General features: G+C 68.2%; 10 protein-coding genes. 4 read left to right on the top strand and 6 right to left on the bottom strand.

The annotated features are described in order from the left end of the window. The first annotated feature begins 3 nt into the window (after window positions 1-3). The gene (locus ACYX7E_RS09300; RefSeq protein WP_462080302.1) at window positions 4-723 is read left to right on the top strand and encodes a DUF2058 domain-containing protein; all 720 of its coding nucleotides are present in this window, start codon (window positions 4-6) and stop codon (window positions 721-723) included. 9 nt (window positions 724-732) lie between these two features. Here the strand turns inward: ACYX7E_RS09300 and ACYX7E_RS09295 are convergent, their stop codons facing one another. The 6 genes from ACYX7E_RS09295 to ACYX7E_RS09270 all read right to left on the bottom strand — a co-directional run bounded on the left by ACYX7E_RS09295 (window position 733) and on the right by ACYX7E_RS09270 (window position 9545). After that, window positions 733-2331 carry an amidohydrolase family protein gene (locus ACYX7E_RS09295; RefSeq protein ID WP_462080301.1) on the bottom strand — a complete coding sequence of 533 codons (1599 nt, stop codon included), beginning with the start codon at window positions 2329-2331 and terminating at the stop codon, window positions 733-735. Window positions 2332-2498: 167 nt separating this feature from the next. After that, the gene (locus tag ACYX7E_RS09290; protein WP_462080300.1) at window positions 2499-3698 is read right to left on the bottom strand and encodes an MFS transporter; all 1200 of its coding nucleotides are present in this window, start codon (window positions 3696-3698) and stop codon (window positions 2499-2501) included. A 10-nt stretch (window positions 3699-3708) separates the two neighbouring features. Then, window positions 3709-4404: a hypothetical protein gene (locus ACYX7E_RS09285; protein ID WP_462080299.1), complete on the bottom strand. Its 696-nt coding sequence runs from the start codon at window positions 4402-4404 to the stop codon at window positions 3709-3711. Window positions 4405-4724: 320 nt separating this feature from the next. Then, entirely contained in the window at window positions 4725-7427 is a 2703-nt protein-coding gene (metH, locus tag ACYX7E_RS09280) for a methionine synthase (RefSeq protein WP_462080298.1), read from the bottom strand. Window positions 7428-7527: 100 nt separating this feature from the next. Beyond that, complete coding sequence (locus tag ACYX7E_RS09275; RefSeq protein ID WP_462080297.1) at window positions 7528-8619, bottom strand: homocysteine S-methyltransferase family protein; 1092 nt, start codon at window positions 8617-8619, stop codon at window positions 7528-7530. Further along, a complete protein-coding gene (locus ACYX7E_RS09270) occupies window positions 8616-9545 on the bottom strand; it encodes an ArsR/SmtB family transcription factor (protein ID WP_462080296.1) in 930 nt (309 codons plus the stop codon). Before ACYX7E_RS09270 ends, ACYX7E_RS09275 begins: the two co-directional genes overlap by 4 nt. Window positions 9546-9730: 185 nt before the next feature. On the opposite strand from ACYX7E_RS09270, the gene ACYX7E_RS09265 reads away from it, so the two are divergent. From ACYX7E_RS09265 to ACYX7E_RS09255, 3 genes are all read left to right on the top strand, one after another. Then, window positions 9731-10912: an acyl-CoA dehydrogenase family protein gene (locus tag ACYX7E_RS09265; protein ID WP_462080295.1), complete on the top strand. Its 1182-nt coding sequence runs from the start codon at window positions 9731-9733 to the stop codon at window positions 10910-10912. A gap of 325 nt (window positions 10913-11237) precedes the next feature. After that, entirely contained in the window at window positions 11238-16217 is a 4980-nt protein-coding gene (locus ACYX7E_RS09260) for an NAD-glutamate dehydrogenase (protein WP_462080294.1), read from the top strand. Between the two features lie 292 nt (window positions 16218-16509). Next, window positions 16510-18114: a serine hydrolase gene (locus ACYX7E_RS09255; RefSeq protein ID WP_462080293.1), complete on the top strand. Its 1605-nt coding sequence runs from the start codon at window positions 16510-16512 to the stop codon at window positions 18112-18114. Window positions 18115-18205: the final 91 nt, after the last annotated feature.

Raw genomic sequence — 18205 nt, 5'->3', positions numbered from 1 at the left:
TCCATGACTGACTCATTGCGCGACCAGTTGCTTGGGCTGGGCTTCAAACCGGCCCCGCGACCCGAGCGGAAGCCCGACCCGCCGCGACGACCCGAACACAAGTCCGGCAGGCAGCCCGATCGCAGGCCCGACCCGCGCGGCGCGAACGCCAAGCCGGGTGCTCAGGCGACGCCCGGCGGGCAGCGTCCGGCCGCCAGGGATCAACGTCCCGGTGGCGGGCCGCGGCAAGGCCAGCGCCAGGGCGAAGCTGGGCGCGAGGGCCAACGGCCGCGGCCGCCTGCGCGCGATCCGCGCAAGGGCGGCGACATCGACCTGGCCAAGGCGTATGCGATCCGTGCGCAGCGCGAGAAGGACGAGCGCATCGAGGCCGAGCGCCGCAAGCAGGAAGAGGCGCGCCTGCGCCGCGAAGCCCGCGAGAAGCTGGCGGAATTCCTGAAGGACAAGTCGCTGAACCTGGCCGATGCCGATATCGCCCGCCACTTCGAATACGGCGGCAAGATCAAGCGCATCCACGTCAACGAGGCGCAGTTGAAGGACCTCAACGCCGGTGTGCTCGGCGTGGTCCAGCACAACGGACGTTATCTGCTGGTCACCGCGGCGGTGCTGGCCGAGGCCGAGGCGATCTTCGCGCCCGCCGTCGCCTTGCGCGTGGATCCCGATGCACCGGTCGCGGACGAATACGCCGATCCGCAGTACCAGGTCCCCGACGACCTGGTCTGGTAGGCGATCCGCTCAGCTCGCAGGCCCACCGATAGCAGCTTGCCCGCGTGCAGCCTCAGCGCTGCGCTGCGCCGCGTCCGCGGTGGCCGGCGGGAGGGCGGACGCGTCCGGAACTGACGGCGCCGCTGCGGTCGCTGTCGACGCCGCCATCGCACCGGCCACTTCACGACCCGCCTGCCAGACCGCGTGGATCCGGCGCGAGTTGCGGATGTCGGCCGTGGGATCGGCATCGAGCACCACGAAGTCCGCACGCTTGCCGACGGCGATCGTACCGCGATCGTCGAGCCCCAGCAGCGTGGCGGCGTCGCGCGTGGCCGCGCTGAGGGCCTGCGCGGGCGTGAAACCGGCCTGTGTCATCAGCTCCAGTTCGCGGTGTTCGGCGAAGCCCACGACGCGCTGGGGCATCGCGCCGGAGTCGGTGCCGAAGCCGATGCGGATGCCGCCCGCGTGCAGGGTCCGCAGGTTGGCCAGGTTGACCGTGACGGCCTTGCGCGAGGCCGCGATGTTGGCGCCCTGCAGCTGCCTGGTGCGCCAGGCCGGGTCCGACCATTGCGCCAGCACCGCAGGCGGCAATGCCTTGCGTAGGAAAGGATCGTCGAGCCACTGCGGATGTTCGGCGTAGACGTAGTTGGCCTCGTCGATGTGGACCGTCGGCACGTACCAGGTGCCGGCCCGCGCCATCGCGGCGACCAGCGTGTCGCTGACCGGCACGTCGCGGACGCCATGGCCGATGATGTCCAGGCCGCTGGCCACCAGGTCTTCGGCCTGCGCGAGGTCATGCAGGTGCGCGGCGACTTTCAGCCCGCGCGCATGCGCCTCGGTGATCGCTGCGCGGTAGATCTCGGGCGTCATCATCGGGAAGCGTCCGCCGAGGTCGTCGACCCAGAGCTTGATCAGGTCGACGCCGGCATCGGCCTGCATGCGCACGGCCTCGCGCGCTTGTCCGGCATCGGCAGGCCGCAGCACCGGATCGTGTTCGAGCCCCATGATCTGCGCGGGGGGTGCGCCACCCGGCGCGCCGATGCCGCCGGCGGCGCCATACAACTGCGCGCCCAGGGTCGGGTCCTCGCGCACCTCGTCGCGGATCGCGATGAAGTCGCGCCCATTCATGCCCAGCGCAGTCACCGTGGTGATGCCGTAGGCCTGGAATTGGCGCAGGTCGCGGATGACGTTGTCGCGCGTGTAGAAACGGTCGCCGTGTTCGAGGCCATCGGTATTGGCGACATGCGAGTGGTTGCTGACCAGACCCGGCATCAGGTGGCGCCCGGAATAATCGATCCTGCGCGCACCGGCGGTCAGGGAGGCGGGTGCGGCATCGCCGACATGGACGATGCGGTCATCACGGACGACCAGGGTCTGTTCGCCGAGATCGCGGCTGCCGTCGAAGATGCGCGCGTGTTCGATAACGATGGTCGATGCCGTGGGGGCCGCCGTCGATGCCTTGTCGGCGCTGTCCACCGGCGTGGCATCCGAGGCCCGCTGGCAGGCGCCGAGCGTCAGTGCGGCGGCACCCAGCATCAGCATGCGCGTCCAGGGCACGCGCGACGTGTACACGTCGCGCTGCGGATGGCGTGGCGCGCGCGGCGGGGCAGGGTGTCGATGTGGGGGCATCGTGCTTCCTCTTCTGGACCGTTGCCCAGCATACCCAGTCGCGGTTGCAGGCGATGTGAGCCGTCGGTATCGAGGGGGCGTAGCCGCGGTTGCGTCATTGCGCAACAGGCGCAGCGTATCGGCGGACTCAGAGCCAGAGCATCGGTGGGCTCAGGGCAGCGACAGGCTCAGGGCAGCGATCGGGCGATGCGCGCGTCCTGCGGCGCGCGCAACAGCCAGCGCCACGCAATGAAGGCGCCAGCCAGCGCGATGAATCCGGAGATCGCGAACGCGACGCGGCCGCTGGACTGCCAGGCCAGGCCCGCCAGCAGCGCGCCGAGCACGCCGCCGCAGCCCGATGCCAGGCCATAGAACACGCCCTGGCCGTGACCGTTCATCGGCCCGGGGAAGAACCGCGCCAGCAACTGCATGCCGGCGGCGAAGAACGCGCCGAAACTCAGCGCATGCGTGGCCTGCGCCAGCATCAGGATCGCGAGGTTGTCGACGAACAGGGCGGTGACCCACCAGCGCAGCGCCGCGCTCAGGATCGCCAGCGTCAACACCGCGCGGGCGTCGAAGCGGCGGAAGATGCGCGCCGACAGGAACAGCACGCCGACCTCGACGCCGACGCCGATGGCCCACAGCCAGCCCTGGATGCTGGGCGGATAGCCGTGCTCGTTGAGGTAGATCGCGAAGAACGTGTAGTACGGGCCGAACGAGACCTGCATCAGGAACGCCGCGACCAGGAAGGCGATCACCGGCGGGCGGCGCATCGTCGCCGAAAAGCTGGGCGCGCTGGCATCGACGCCGCCAACCGGTGGCCGCGCGTACTGGTTGCACAGGGCCGAGCCCAGCATCGCCACGAACAACGGCAGCATCAGCCAGGGCAGCATGCCGGCGCCGAGGCGGTCGATCAGCTTGCCGTAGACGACGACCACGACGATGAAGCCGACCGAACCCCAGACCCGGATCGTGCCGTAGCGCTCGGCGCGTGCGGCCAGGTGCGACAGCGTGATCGATTCGAACTGCGGCATCACCGCGTTGTAGAAGAAGCAGAACGCGGTCATCGCGACGAACAGGCCGACGAACTCGAGCGGCAGCAGGAATGCCGAGAAGCTCAACAGCGCGAGCAGGCAGCCGCCCTGCAGCCAGCGGATCGGCGTCGCCGAACGCGAGGCCAGCGTGGTCCAGGTACTGGGCGCGACGATCCGGGTGGCGTACCACAGGCTCATCAGGATGCTGATCGCGCCGACCTCGAGCCCGCGCGACTGCAGGTACAGGCTCCAGTACGGCGTGAACGCGCCGAGCGCCGCGTAGTAGCACAGGTAGAAGCTCGAGAGCCGCGCGAACGGCACCACGGCGTGATCGTGGGCGGGGGAGCGGGTCATCGTGCGGGCGTCAGGGCAGGCGGTCGGCGGCCAGGTCGAGCAGGCCGTCGACGCGATGCGCGATCCGGCGCAGCCGCGAGATGCCGAGGTCGCGGATCAGCGAATGCGTCTGGTGCGGCACCACGGACTGGTGGATGTCGTGCGGCGTGATGTTCTTGCCGTGCACGCCGGGGATGAAGTCGACGCCGGCAGCGGCGTAGCAGTGCTGCACCATCGCCGAGCAGTACAGCGCGCCTTCCTTCGACAACAGATTCTCGCGTTGGCGCAGGCGCTGGCTGTGCATCGCCAGCAGGGTGCCGACGAGTTCGGTCAGCGAGTAGCTTGACAGCCCCGACAGCAGGTCGAGCCCGGCGATCCGGGCCGCGCGCACCTGGGCGTCGTCGAGCCCGAAATCGAGGATCGCGATGTTCGGGAACAGCGCCTCGTCGAAGTAACGGTCGACGCGGTTCTCCTGGACGCCCAGCCGGATCTGCCGGTAACGCAGGTCCAGGTCGGATTCGAGCACCCACCAGTGGCCGTCGATGCGCGTTTCGCTGAACATGAAGGCGTGCGACCAGAGGCTGCGGTGGCCATCGCCGGTCAATGGCGCCTGTGCCTTGCGGATCAGCTTGTTGATCCAGTCGCGGCCGCCGCACAGCCCGATCCGGCCCGGCGCGGCGTGTCTGGCGATGAAGCTGGCATTGCTTATGCCATCGGCGGCATCCATGCGTCTTGTCCGGGTCCTGGCGCCGAGGCGGTCTTAGAATCTGTTCACGATCTGTCGCGAGCGCAGCCAGGTGGCGTTTGGCGGAGCGCAGAACGCGCAGTGTACGTGCAAGTACATGAGCATTTCGAGCACCGCACGCGCGCCAGACGGCAAGCGCAGCAAGATCGTGAACAGATTCGTGCGGAGGCCGCCTTGAAGCGGCTATTGGGCGGGCAATCGGGCGCCGATGCAAGCCATGCGTGCGGGCGCGGCGCGCGTGCTCGTCATGCACGCAACGGCATGCGCGGCAGGTCGCGCGCGCATGCCGGCCTGGCCGACGATCACTCGGGATCGTAGTCGAGGTTGGAGGCGAGCCAGCGCTCGGCCTGGACCAGGTCCACGCCCTTGCGGCGCGCGTAGTCGGCGGCCTGTTCCTTGGACACCCGCCCGACCACGAAGTACTGGCTCTGCGGGTGGCTGAAGTAGTAGCCCGAGACGGCCGCGGTGGGCAGCATCGCGTAGCTTTCGGTCAGCGTCATGTCGGCATGCCTGCCGGCGTCGAGCATCTCGAACAGGCGCTGCTTTTCGCTGTGCTCGGGGCAGGCCGGATAGCCGGGCGCCGGGCGGATGCCCTGGTAGCGCTCGTCGATCAGGGCCTCGTTGTCGAGCGCCTCGTCCGCGGCGAAGCCCCAGAACTCGCGGCGCACGCGCTGGTGCAGGCGTTCGGCCAGGGCCTCGGCCAGGCGGTCGGCGAGCGCCTTGAGCAGGATGGCGTTGTAGTCGTCGTGGTCGGCCTCGAAGCGCGCGACGTGCGGGTCGATGCCGATGCCGGCGGTGACCGCAAACGCACCGATCCAGTCCTGCTTGCCGGAGGTCCGGGGCGCGATGAAGTCGGCCAGGCAGAAATCCGGCCGTTCGACCGGCTTGTCGACCTGCTGGCGCAGGAAGTGCAGGGTCACCGGCCGCCCGTCCGCATTGCCCGTGTCGACCTCGACGTCATCGCCGACCGCATTGGCCGGCCACAGTCCGAATACCGCTTTGGCGGTCAGCCATTTCTCGTCGACGATGCGCGCCAGCATCGCGCGCGCATCGCGGTACAGCTCGCTGGCCTGGGTACCGACGATCTCGTCGGTCAGGATCGCCGGGTATTTGCCGGCCAGTTCCCAGGCCTGGAAGAACGGCGTCCAGTCGATGACGTCGACCAGCTCCTGCAGCGGGTAATCGTCGAACACGGTCACGCCGGGCTTTGCCGGCGTGGGTGGCGTGTAGTGCGCCCAGTCGCCCTGGAAGCGCTGGGCGCGCGCCTTCTCCAGCGACACCAGCCGCTTGGCATCGCCACGGTTGCGATGGCGGGTGCGGATCTCGGCGTAGTCGGCGTCGTTGGCGGCCATGAACGGGCCGCGCAGGTCGGCACTGATCAGCGACTGCGCCACGCCGACCGCGCGCGAGGCATCCTTGACCCAGACCGTCGGCGACTTGTAATGCGGGTCGATCTTCAGCGCGGTATGCGCACGCGAGGTGGTGGCGCCGCCGATCAGCAGCGGCGTGGTGAAGCCCTGGCGCTGCATCTCGCGCGCGACGTGGCTCATCTCCTCCAGCGACGGCGTGATCAGGCCGGACAGGCCGATCAGGTCGGCATTGACCGCGCGCGCCTTGTCCAGGATGACCTGCGCCGGCACCATGACCCCGAGGTCGATGACCTCGAAGTTGTTGCAGGCCAGCACCACGCCGACGATGTTCTTGCCGATGTCGTGCACGTCGCCCTTGACGGTCGCCATGACCACGGTGCCGTTGTTCTTGCCGACGTCGCCGGTGCGCAGCTTCTCGGCCTCGATGAAGGGCAGCAGGTAGGCCACGGCCTTCTTCATCACGCGCGCGGACTTGACCACCTGCGGCAGGAACATCTTGCCGGCGCCGAACAGGTCGCCGACGATGTTCATGCCGTCCATCAGCGGGCCTTCGATGACGTCGAGCGGGCGCTTGGACTGTTCGCGCGCTTCCTCGGTGTCGGCTTCGACCCAGGCGTCCAGGCCATGCACCAGCGCATGCGCCAGGCGCTCGCGGACCGGCTTCTCGCGCCAGGCCAGATCTTCGACCTGGGCCGCGCCCTTCTTGCCCTTGTACTTCTCGGCGATCTCGAGCAGGCGCTCGGTGCCGTCCTTGCGACGGTTGAGGATGACGTCCTCGACGCGTTCGCGCAGGTCCGGATCGAGCTCGTCGTAGATCGGCATCGCACCGGCGTTGACGATGCCCATGTCCATGCCGGCGCGGATCGCGTGGTACAGGAATACCGAATGGATCGCCTGGCGCACGGTCTCGTTGCCGCGGAACGAGAACGAGACGTTGGAGACGCCGCCGGAGACGTGGCAGTGCGGCAGGGTCTGGCGGATGATCCGGGTCGCCTCGATGAAATCGACGGCGTAGTTGTCGTGCTCTTCGATGCCGGTGGCGACCGCGAAGATGTTGGGATCGAAGATGATGTCTTCGGGCGGGAAGCCCACCTCTTCGGTCAGGATCCGGTAGGCGCGCGTGCAGATCTCGACCTTGCGGGCGCAGGTGTCGGCCTGGCCGTCCTCGTCGAACGCCATGATCACCGCGGCGGCGCCGTAGCGCAGCACCTTGCGCGCCTGCTCGACGAACGCCTCCTGGCCTTCCTTCAGCGAGATCGAGTTGACCACGCTCTTGCCCTGCAGGCATTTCAGGCCGGCCTCGATGACGGTCCACTTGGACGAGTCGACCATCACCGGGATCCGCGCGATGTCGGGCTCGGACATGATCAGGTTGAGGAAGCGGGTCATCGCCTTCTCGGAATCGATCAGCCCCTCGTCCATGTTGACGTCGAGGATCTGGGCGCCGCTGGCGACCTGCTGGCGCGCGACTTCGACGGCTTCTTCGTAGCGGTCTTCCTTGATCAGCTTCTTGAACTGCGCGCTGCCGGTGACGTTGGTGCGTTCGCCGATGTTGACGAACAGCAGGTCGGGCGTGATGACCAGCGGCTCGAGGCCGGACAGACGCGAGTGGCGGACGGGGGCGGGAGCGGTCATGGCGAGGCGTGTCGATCGTGGCGGGCACAGGCGCAGGCGTGCGCCGCGCGTGGCGGGAGGACGGGGCGGGTCAGGCGACGGAGCGGGCGGCCGGACATGATCAGGCGGCCAGTCGCGACGGGCCGGCCAGGCGACGCGGCGCGATGTCGCGGACGGCATCGGCGATCGCGCGGATATGCTCGGGCGTGGTGCCGCAGCAGCCGCCGACCAGGTTCAGCAGGCCGGCCTCGGCGAACTCGCGCAGCATCGCCGCAGTCTCTTCCGGGGTTTCGTCGTATTCGCCGAAGGCATTCGGCAGGCCGGCATTGGGATGCGCGCTGACGTGGCCGTCGGCGATCGTCGCCAGCGTCTCGATGTGCGGACGCAGGTCGCGCGCCCCGAGCGCGCAGTTCAGGCCCACCGACAGCGGGCGCCCGTGCGCGACCGAGGCATAGAAGGCCTCGGCGGTCTGGCCCGACAGCGTGCGCCCGGAGGCATCGGTGATCGTGCCTGAGATCATCACCGGCAAGCGGCCGCCGCGCACATCGAAGACTTCCTCGATGGCGTACAGCGCGGCCTTGGCATTGAGCGTGTCGAAGATCGTCTCGACCATCAGCGTGTCGGCACCGCCATCAATCAGGCCTTCGATGGCCTCGCGGTAGGTCCCGCGCAGTTCGTCGAAGCTGGTGTTGCGGAAACCGGGGTCGTTGACGTCCGGGCTGATCGATGCGGTGCGGCTGGTCGGGCCGAGCACGCCGATGACGAAACGCGGCTTGTCGGGCGTCAGCGCCTCGGCGGCGTCGCAGGCCGCGCGCGCGACTTCGGCGCCGGCCTTGTTGAGTTCGTAGACCAGGTGTTCGAGGTGGTAGTCGGCCTGGCTGACCGAGGTGGCGTTGAAGGTGTTGGTCTCGACCAGGTCGGCGCCGGCATCGAGGTACTGGGCGTGGATCGCGCCGATCAGGCCCGGGTTGCTCAGCAGCAGCAGGTCGTTGTTGCCCTTGAGGTCGTGGCCGCAGGCCGGGCCGTGGCCATCGTCATGGGCATGCAGGGAGTCGAAGCCCTGCGCGAAGCGCGTGCCGCGATAGTCCTCTTCCTCCAGGCGATGGCGCTGGATCATCGTGCCCATCGCGCCGTCGATGATCAGGATGCGCCGGGCCAGGCCGGCTTCGAGCTTGGCGACGCGTTCGGGGTGCAGCCAGGGCAGGGTGGTCATGGCTTCCTCGCGATCAACGAGATCACTTCGAAATGCGGCGGACGCTTCTCGCGGGTGACGGTCTCGGAATTCAGCAGCTCCAGGCCGGCGCGGGAAATGAACCGGCGCAGTTCCTTCTCGCTGAAGCCCAGGTTGGCGTGGCCGTAGGCCTCGACCACCGACTGGTGGCCGTGGCTGGCCAGGCTGGACAGCAGCAGACGCCCGCCCGGGCGCAGCACGCGCGCGGCCTCGGCGACGGCATTGGCCGGCTTGCTGGCGTAGGTCAGGGCATGCATCAGCACCACCAGGTCGAAACTGGCGGCATCGAACGGCAGCGCATGCATGTCGCCTTCGGTGACTTCGACGTTGCGGAAGCGGCTCAGCCGCTCGGCGGCGGCGGCGACCACGCGCTTGCTGGCGTCGACGCAGACGTAGCGGTTGGCATGCGGGGCCAGCAGCTCGGCCAGAACTCCGTCGCCGGAGGCGATGTCGAGCACGTCGCCGGTTTCCAGCAGCGGTAGCGCCGAACGCGCCAGCGCCTCCCAGGTCCGGCCCGGCGAGTAGTGGCGTTCCATGTCGCCGGCCACCGAGTCGGCCCAGTTCTGGTCGGCCGCGCGCAGGGCCAGCACGCTGGCGACGCGTTCAGCATCCTGGCGCAGCAGGGGATCGTCGCTACCCGTGCTGAGCGCCTGCCACAGCGCCTGTTGTGCCGGGTCGAGCGCGGCATGGTCGAAGCGGTAATAGGCCGACACGCCGGCCCGGCGGTCGCGCACCAGTCCGGCTTCCTTCAGCTTGGCCAGGTGGGTGGACACCCGCGGCTGCGCCAGCCGGGTGATCGACGACAGCTCCGCGACCGTCAGCTCCTCGCCCTCGAGCAGGGCCAGCAGGCGGACGCGGGTCGGGTCGGCAAGCACCTTGAGCCGGGACGACCAGGCTTCCAGATCCATAAATATCTCCATATCGCGATATAGAGATAAGTTTCCTCCTCGCGCCCCGCAGGGTCAAGCCGTGCGCCCCGGGAAATGTTGCAGTGCAATGAAGGTATCCACTCTTTTTTGCATGAAATGTCGAGTGTTTTCGGGCGTCGAATGTGCGTGCGACGTGCTGGGGTTTAGGCGCAGCCACGTCTACAATGTGCACCCAAGATCGCCGATGGAGTGGAAACGTGGATTTTGGGTTCAGCGATGAGCAGTTGATGTTGCAGGACGTGGCGCGGAGGATCGCGCAGGAAAAAATCGCACCCAGTGCGGAGCACTTCGATCGCGTGGGCGAATTCCCGCTCGACAACATCCGCGTCCTTGGCGAGAACGGACTGATGGGCATCGAGGTGCCCGACGAGTACGGCGGCGCCGGCATGGACCCGATCGCCTACGTGCTGGCGATGGTCGAGATCGCCGCGGCAGATGCCGCGCACTCGACGATCATGTCGGTCAACAATTCGCTGTTCTGCAACGGCATTCTGACCCACGGCACCGAGGCGCAGAAGCAGACCTACGTCCGCGCCATCGCCGAAGGGCGCGAGATCGGCGCCTTCGCGCTGACCGAGCCGCAGTCGGGCTCGGACGCGACCGCCATGAAGTGCCGCGCGACGCGCCAGGCCGACGGCAGCTTCGTCATCAACGGCAAGAAGAGCTGGATCACGTCCGGCCCGGTGGCCAAGTATTTCGTACTGTTCGCGATGACCGATCCCGACAAGGGCGCGCGCGGCATCACCGCGTTCCTGGTCGACGGCGAGCGCGCCGGCTTCCACCGCGGCAAGACCGAACCCAAGCTCGGCATCCGGGCCTCGGCGACCTGCGAGATCGAATTCGACGGCTATGTTGCCCAGGCCGACGAGATCCTCGGCGAGGAAGGCCAGGGCTTCAAGATCGCGATGGGCGTGCTCGATGCCGGCCGCATCGGCATCGCCTCGCAGGCGATCGGCATCGCCCGCGCGGCGTACGAGGCGACCATCGCCTACGTCAAGGAGCGCAAGGCCTTCGGCGCGCCGATCGGCACGTTCCAGATGACCCAGGCCAAGATCGCCGACATGCGTTGCAAGCTCGATGGCGCGCTGCTGCTGACGCTGCGCGCGGCCTGGTTGAAGTCCAAGGGCCAGCGCTTCAGCAACGAGGCGGCGATGGCGAAGCTGACCGCGTCCGAGGCGGCGATGTGGATCACCCACCAGGCGCTGCAGATCCATGGCGGCATGGGCTACTCCAAGGAGATGCCGATCGAACGCTATTTCCGCGATGCCAAGATCACCGAGATCTACGAGGGCACCAGCGAGATCCAGCGCCTGGTCATTGCCCGCAACGAGACCGGCTTGAGATGAACGCCCGCACATCGCGGACCGCCCCTGCGTCGACCGCAGGTGCAGCCGCGTCCCGTGCCCGCGCCGACGCGGGCCGGCACTGACCCTTCCAGGAAGTCGAGCATGCATCACTGCAGTGGAGTGAAAGACATCGCCTTTCCCGTCATCCGCGGCTGCGATGGCCGCCCCCGCAACATCGCATCCGTTGCCTCGTTTCCGTCGTACGGGCCCGATTCCGGACACGGATGACCCGCCTGTAGGCGACATGCGCGCCTGTCGCGCCCGCTGACCCCTTTTCCCCGGCCTGCCCATCCTGCTGGCCGTCATCCATCGGACTACTGTTTCCATGAGCACTCAACGCAAAGCTGGAGCATCCTCCACCCCGAAGACGGCCAAGCCGGCGCATCCGCCGCGGGTCAGCCCGAGGGACAGCCTGCTCGATCCCATCTTCAGCGCGATCCGCAAGCTGGCCGGCAAGGCCCACCAGGACGACGCCAGCGCCTTCGCCAGCGCGTTCTACCGGCGCATGTCCGAGGATGAAATGCCGCTGCACAGCGCGGACGGCTGGGCGGCGCTGGCCAACGACCTGCTGGACTTCGCGCGCAAGCGCAAGCCGGGCACCGCGATCCTGCGGATCTTCCATCCGATGCTGAAAACGCATGGCTGGGAGTCGTCGCACACGGTGTTGCAGATCGTCAACGATGACATGCCGTTCCTGGTCGACTCGGTGTCGATGGCGCTGGCCGAGCAGGGCATCGGCGTGCACGTGCTGGGACATCCGCTGGTGCAGATCAGCCGCGACCGCAGCGGCAAGCTGACCGCGGTCGGCGAGGGCTCCAGTGAATCGGTGATGCACCTGGAGATCGACCGGCAGACGCCGGAAGGCATCGCCAGGATCGAGGACATCCTGCGCGGCGTGCTGGCCAGCGTGCGCAACATCGTCGACGACTGGCGCGCGATGCGCGACAAGATGCAGCAGGTCGCTGCCGACCTGGCGACGCGGCGCATGCCGGTGCCGGACGCCGGCCGTCGCGAGGCGCAGGAATTCCTGCGCTGGGCCGCCAACGACCACTTCACGTTCTTCGGCTATCGCGAGTACCAGGTGCGCAAGCGTGGTGGCGAGGACGTGCTGGTCGCCGTCGACGGCAGCGGACTCGGCCTGCTGGGCGGCGAGGACACCGGCAAGGCGCGCTCGCTGAAGTCGCTGGCCGCGCATTACATGCAGCATTCGGGGTCGATGGATGCGTTGATCCTGACCAAGACCAATGCCCGCTCGGCGGTGCACCGTCCCGGTTACATGGACTACATCGGCGTGCTCAGCTTCGACGACAAGGGCCGCCCGGTCTCGGAGCAGCGCTTCATCGGCCTGTACACGTCGAGCGCCTACAACCGCCGCCCGTGGGAGATCCCGCTGGTGCGCGAGCGCTTCGAGCACGTCATGAGCGAGTCGGGCCTCAACCCCACCGGTCACAGCGGCAAGGCGCTCAAGCACATCCTGGAGACGCTGCCGCGCGACGAGCTGTTCCAGTGCACCGCCGACGAGTTGTTCCGCGTCGGTACCGGCATCCTGGGCCTGCAGGAGCGCGTGCGCAGCAAGCTGTTCCTGCGCAAGGACCGTTACGGCCGCTTCTATTCGGCGCTGGTCTACATCCCGCGCGACCGCTTCAACACCGATGTCCGTCGCCGCATCGAGGCGATGCTCAAGCGGCTGATGCAGGCCGACCAGGTCGATGCCAGCGTGCTGATCAGCGAATCGCCGCTGGCGCAGCTGCACCTGATCGTGCGTCCGCGCGAAAACGCCAAGGTCGACGTCGACCAGGCGATGCTGGAAGCCGAGCTGTCGGCGATCGTTCGCAACTGGCAGGACGACCTGCGCGACGAGCTGATCGTCCGCCATGGCGAGAGCACCGGCCTGGCATTGGCCAACAGCTTCGGCCGCGCCCTGTCGGCCGGCTACATCGAGAGCGCGACACCGGCGATCGCCGCGACCGACGTCGAGCGCCTGGCCGCGCTGCGTTCACCCGACGACCTGCAACTGAGTCTGTCGCAGTCGCCGCACAGCCCGGAAGGCGAGGGCCTGCTGCGCTTCAAGCTGTACCGCCAGCACAAGGACATCCCGCTGTCGGACGCGTTGCCGATGATGGAGAACATGGGCCTGCGCGTGATCTCCGAGCACCCGCACCGGGTCGAGACCGATGGCACGCCGGCCTATATCCAGGATTTCGAGGTCGAGACCTCGATCGCCGGCCTGGATGTCGCGCGCGCATCGACCGACTTCTCCGAAGCCTTCGCGCGCCTGTGGCATGGCGATGCCGAGAATGACGGGTTCAACAAGCTGATCCTCGGCGCCGGGCTGGACTGGCGCCAGGTGTCGGTGCTGCGCGGTTACGGCAAGTACCTGCAGCAGGTCGGCGTGCCGTTCTCGCAGAATTATGTCGAAGACACCTTCACCCGTTATCCCTTGCTGGCCCGCCTGCTAATCGAGGCCTTCCAGGCCCGTTTCGATCCCGCGGCCGGCAACGAGGACAAGGCCGAAGCCAAGGCCGCGTCGGACCTGCTGGCACAGCAGCTGGCAGCCTTGGCGGGCGACAGCACCGCGGCGCTGGACACGCTGAAGCCGGTCATCGCATCGCGCGGCAACGGCCGCAATGCGCGCTACGACAGCGCCCGCAATGCGCTGCGCGCACTGCTCAACGATGTCTCCAGCCTCGATGAGGACCGCATCGTCCGCAGCTTCATGGGCGTCATCGATGCCACGCTGCGCACCAGCTACTACCAGCGCAATGCCGAAGGCGGCTTCAAGGACACCATCGCGTTCAAGTTCGATTCGGCCAAGGTGCCGGACGCGCCGAAGCCGCGCCCCTACCGCGAGATCTTCGTCTACGGTCCACGCACCGAGGGCATCCACCTGCGCTTCGGACCGGTCGCGCGTGGCGGCCTGCGCTGGTCCGACCGCCGCGAGGACTTCCGCACCGAGGTGCTGGGCCTGGTCAAGGCGCAGATGGTCAAGAACACCGTCATCGTGCCGGTCGGCTCCAAGGGCGGCTTCATCGTCAAGCGTCCGCCGGCCGCCGGCGACCGCGATGCCTTCCTGGCCGAAGGCGTGGCCTGTTACAAGCAGTTCATCAACGGGCTGCTGGACATCACCGACAACCTCGTCGATGGCAAGGTGGTACCGCCGCGCAATGTCGTGCGCCACGACCAGGACGATCCGTACCTGGTCGTCGCCGCCGACAAGGGCACTGCGACGTTCTCCGACATCGCCAACGGCATCGCCCGCGAGCACGGCTTCTGGCTCGACGACGCGTTCGCGTCCGGCGGCTCGGTCGGCTACGACCACAAGGGCATGGGCATCACCGCGCGTGGCGCCTGGGAGTCGGTCAAGCGCCACTTCCGTGCGCTCGGCCGCGACAGCCAGTCGCAGGACTTCACCGTGGCGGGCATCGGCGACATGTCCGGCGACGTCTTCGGCAACGGCATGCTGCTGTCCAAGCACATCCGGCTGGTCGCCGCGTTCGACCACCGCCACATCTTCATCGACCCGGCGCCGCAGGCCGCGGTCTCGTTCAAGGAACGGCAGCGGATGTTCGTCGTGCCGCGTTCGAGCTGGGACGATTACGACAAGTCGCTGATCAGCAAGGGCGGCGGCATCTGGCCGCGCAGCGCCAAGTCGATCCCGCTGTCTCCCGAGGCGCGCGAGGTGCTGGGCCTGGCCGACAACGTCACCGCGCTGAGCCCCAACGAGCTGATCTCGGCGATCCTGAAGTCCCCGGTCGACCTGTTGTGGAACGGCGGCATCGGGACCTACGTCAAGAGCAGCAGCGAACAGCACAGCGACGTCGGCGATCGCGGCAACAATGCGATCCGCATCGACGGCCGCGACCTGCGTTGCAAGATCATCGGTGAGGGCGGCAACCTCGGCTTCACGCAGCTGGGCCGCATCGAGGCCGCGCTCAACGGCGTGCTGCTCAATACCGACTTCATCGACAACTCCGCGGGCGTCGACACCTCCGACCACGAAGTCAACATCAAGATCCTGCTCAACAGCCAGGTGCAGACCGGCAAGCTGACGCTGCCGGCGCGAAACAAGCTGCTGGCGTCGATGACCGACGAGGTCGCCGACCTGGTGCTGTGGGACAACTACCGCCAGAACCAGGCGCTGAGCCTGATGGAGCGGATGTCGCTGACGCGGCTGGGGTCCAAGCAGCACTTCATCAGCACGCTGGAATCGCAGGGATTGCTGGACCGGCAGATCGAATACCTGCCGTCGGATGCCGAGATTGCCGAGCGCAAGCTGCGCGGGCAGGGTCTGACCCGGCCTGAACTGGCGGTGCTGCTGTCGTACTCCAAGCTGGTCGCGTTCGACCAGTTGCTGGCGTCCGACGTGCCCGAGGACCCGTACCTGTCCAAGGAGCTGCATCGCTACTTCCCGCAGCCGCTGCAGCAGAAGTATGCCAAGGCGATGGAGCAGCTGCGGCTCAAGCGCGAGATCATCGCCACCGCGGTGACCAACACGATGATCAACCGCATGGGCGCGACCTTCATGCTGCGCATGCAGGAAGACAGCGGACGCTCGCCGGGCGAAGTCGCCAAGGCCTTCACGATCACCCGCGAGACGCTGGAAGCGCGCGTGCTGTGGCTGCAGATCGACGCCCTCGATGGCAAGGTGCCGGAGTCGGTGCAGGTCGACGCCCTGCAGGTGATCTGGAACCTGCAGCGCTCGTTCACGCGCTGGCTGCTGTCGCGCCCGGGTGCGATCCCCGACATCACCACGGCGGTCGAGCGCTACCACGACGGCTTCCGCGACATCCGCGGCGCCGACGGCATCCTGCCCGATTCGCTGCGCCCGACCTACGAGGCCAGCCTGCAGTCGTGGAAGGACAAGGGCCTGCCCGACGACCTCGGTGCCGAGCTGGCGGCGCTGCCGTACCTGGAGCCTGCCTGCGACATCATCGAACTGGCGGCCGAGCGCAAGCAGAAGCCGCTGGAAGTGGCCAAGCTGCACTACCGCGTCGGCGAGGCCCTGCGCCTGCCGTGGTTGGTCGAGCAGATCGACGCGCTGGTCGTCGACGGCCGCTGGCATGCGGTGGCGCGTGGCGTGCTGCGCGACGAGTTGTCGACGCAACTGCGGGCGCTGGTCAACCAGGTCATCGACATGCCCGGCAGCACGCCCGAGGCCAAGGTCAAGGCTTGGCTCGAGCGCGACGATCCGGCGCTGCGCTTCACGCTGTCGATGCTCAACGAGCTGGCGGCACAGAAGACGCTCGACTACCCGACCGCGTCGGTGGCCGTGCAGCGTCTGTCGCAACTGGTGCAGCGCAGCTGATCGCCAGCGGCTGACCGACCCACCCGGATGCCTGGCATCCGGGTGACGGCGGTCGGCGCGGTCACGCTCGCAGCGGCGTCCCGTCTGCGGCCGGCCGCGCATCTTCTCGTATGCGGGCAGGGTGCGGGATCGCCGCACGATGCCCGTTGCGATCCTGCGCGTCGCTGCAGGACGTTGGCCGGAAGGTGGCAGGAAAGATGGCAGGAAAGATGGCAGTTTGCGTCTTTTCACGGTACCCGCGGCCCTGCGCTTGCGGCATCATCGGGGCTCCCCGCCATGCCCCGGATCCCCGATGCGCGCCCCAGCCGTCGTCCTGTCGCTCCTGTTGCCGCTGCTGTCGTTGATGCCCTCGCTGGCATCGGCAGCCGCTGCCACGATGTCCTCCGCCCCTGCAGCCGACGCGGCGGCGACGAAGGCCACGGCGCCGCCGCTCGATGTCGCCGCGCTGGATGCACAGATCGAGACGATGATGCGGGACTGGCAGCAGCCGGGGCTCGCGATCGCGATCGTCGCCGACGGCCGCATCGTGCACGAGCGCGGGTTCGGCGTGCGCGATGCCTCGCGCCGCGACGCGGTCGATGCGCAGACGCTGTTCGGCATCGCCTCGCTGTCGAAGAGCTTCGCCTCGGCCACCGTGGCCAAGCTGGTCGCCGATGGGCGGATCGGCTGGGACGATCCGGTGCAGCGTCACCTGCCATGGTTCCAGATGCCGCGCGAGCGCGACAACAGCGAGGTCACCGTGCGCGACCTGCTGGCGATGCGCAGCGGTTTCGGCAGTTCCGAATACACGTTCCGCCGGGTCAGCGCCGACCGTCGCGACCATGTGCGCCGGATCCGCTACCTGCCGCAGCTGCATCCGCTGCGCAGCCAGTTCCTGTACACCACCGACAGCTATACCGCCATCGGCGAGGTCGTCGCCGAGACCACCGGCATGCCCTGGGAGGGCTATGCCGCGCAGGCGCTGTGGCAGCCGCTGGGCATGTCGCGCACCCATGCCGACCATGCGCTGGCGCGCCGCGATGCGAACGCGGCCTCGCCGCACCTGCGCCGCGACGGCTCGCGCATGCAGCCGATCGACTGGATCTACGAGGACTACAACGCGCTGCCTGCGGGCGGCGTCAATTCGACCGCGCACGACCTCGCGCTGTGGCTGCGTTTCCAGCTCGGCGACGGCAGCGTCGATGGCCGTCCGCTGCTGCCGGCGGCGGCGCTGCATGAAACGCATGTGCCGCAGACGCCGGAGCGGGGCGCGTTCGCGAGCAGCGACTGGGCCGACGTGGCGGGCGAGGGCGCGGACCGGATCACGTTCCGCAGCTATGCGATGGGCTGGATGGTGCACGCGTACCGCGGCCACACCGTGGTCTGGCATTCGGGCGGCATCGACGGATTCCGCAGTCGCATGGGCTTCGTGCCCGAACTGGGCATCGGCATCGTGGTGCTGGCCAATTCCGACCAGTCGCTGATGCCGCTGGCGGTGTTCCAGACCGCGCTCGACCATGCCCTCGGGCGCGGCAACCAGGGCGACTGGAGCACGCGTTTCCGGCAACGTGCGGAGACCGATCGCGCAGCGGGCTCGGCACGCCGCGAGGCACTCGAGGAGGCCAGAATCGCCGGCACGCATCCGTCGCTGAAGCTGCCGGCTTACGCCGGCTGCTATGCCGACGCCGGGGCTTTCGGGAAGGTCGCTGTGCGCGTCGATGGCGATCGTCTGAGTCTCGAGGCCGGACGCCTGGTGTACGACCTGCAGCACTGGCACCACGATGTCTTCAAGGCCAGCCCGCGCTGGCCGTACCAGATGGACAGTCGCGACTTTTTCGTCGATTTCCGCGTCGATCCGCACGCGCAGATCGCGGGCTTCGGCTTCAGCACCGGTTACACGTTCGCGCGTTGCGCTTGACGGGCGTGCTTGACGGGCGGCGGGGTGGCTGACGCGTAACGGGCTGGTGCGGTGCGGCGGTCGCGATGCCGCAGTCCACGGCTTCTGCGAT

Source organism: Luteimonas sp. RIT-PG2_3 (genome assembly GCF_054902115.1).
Note: the sequence above shows the minus strand (reverse complement) of the source record. Positions and strands in the feature narration are given on the sequence as shown.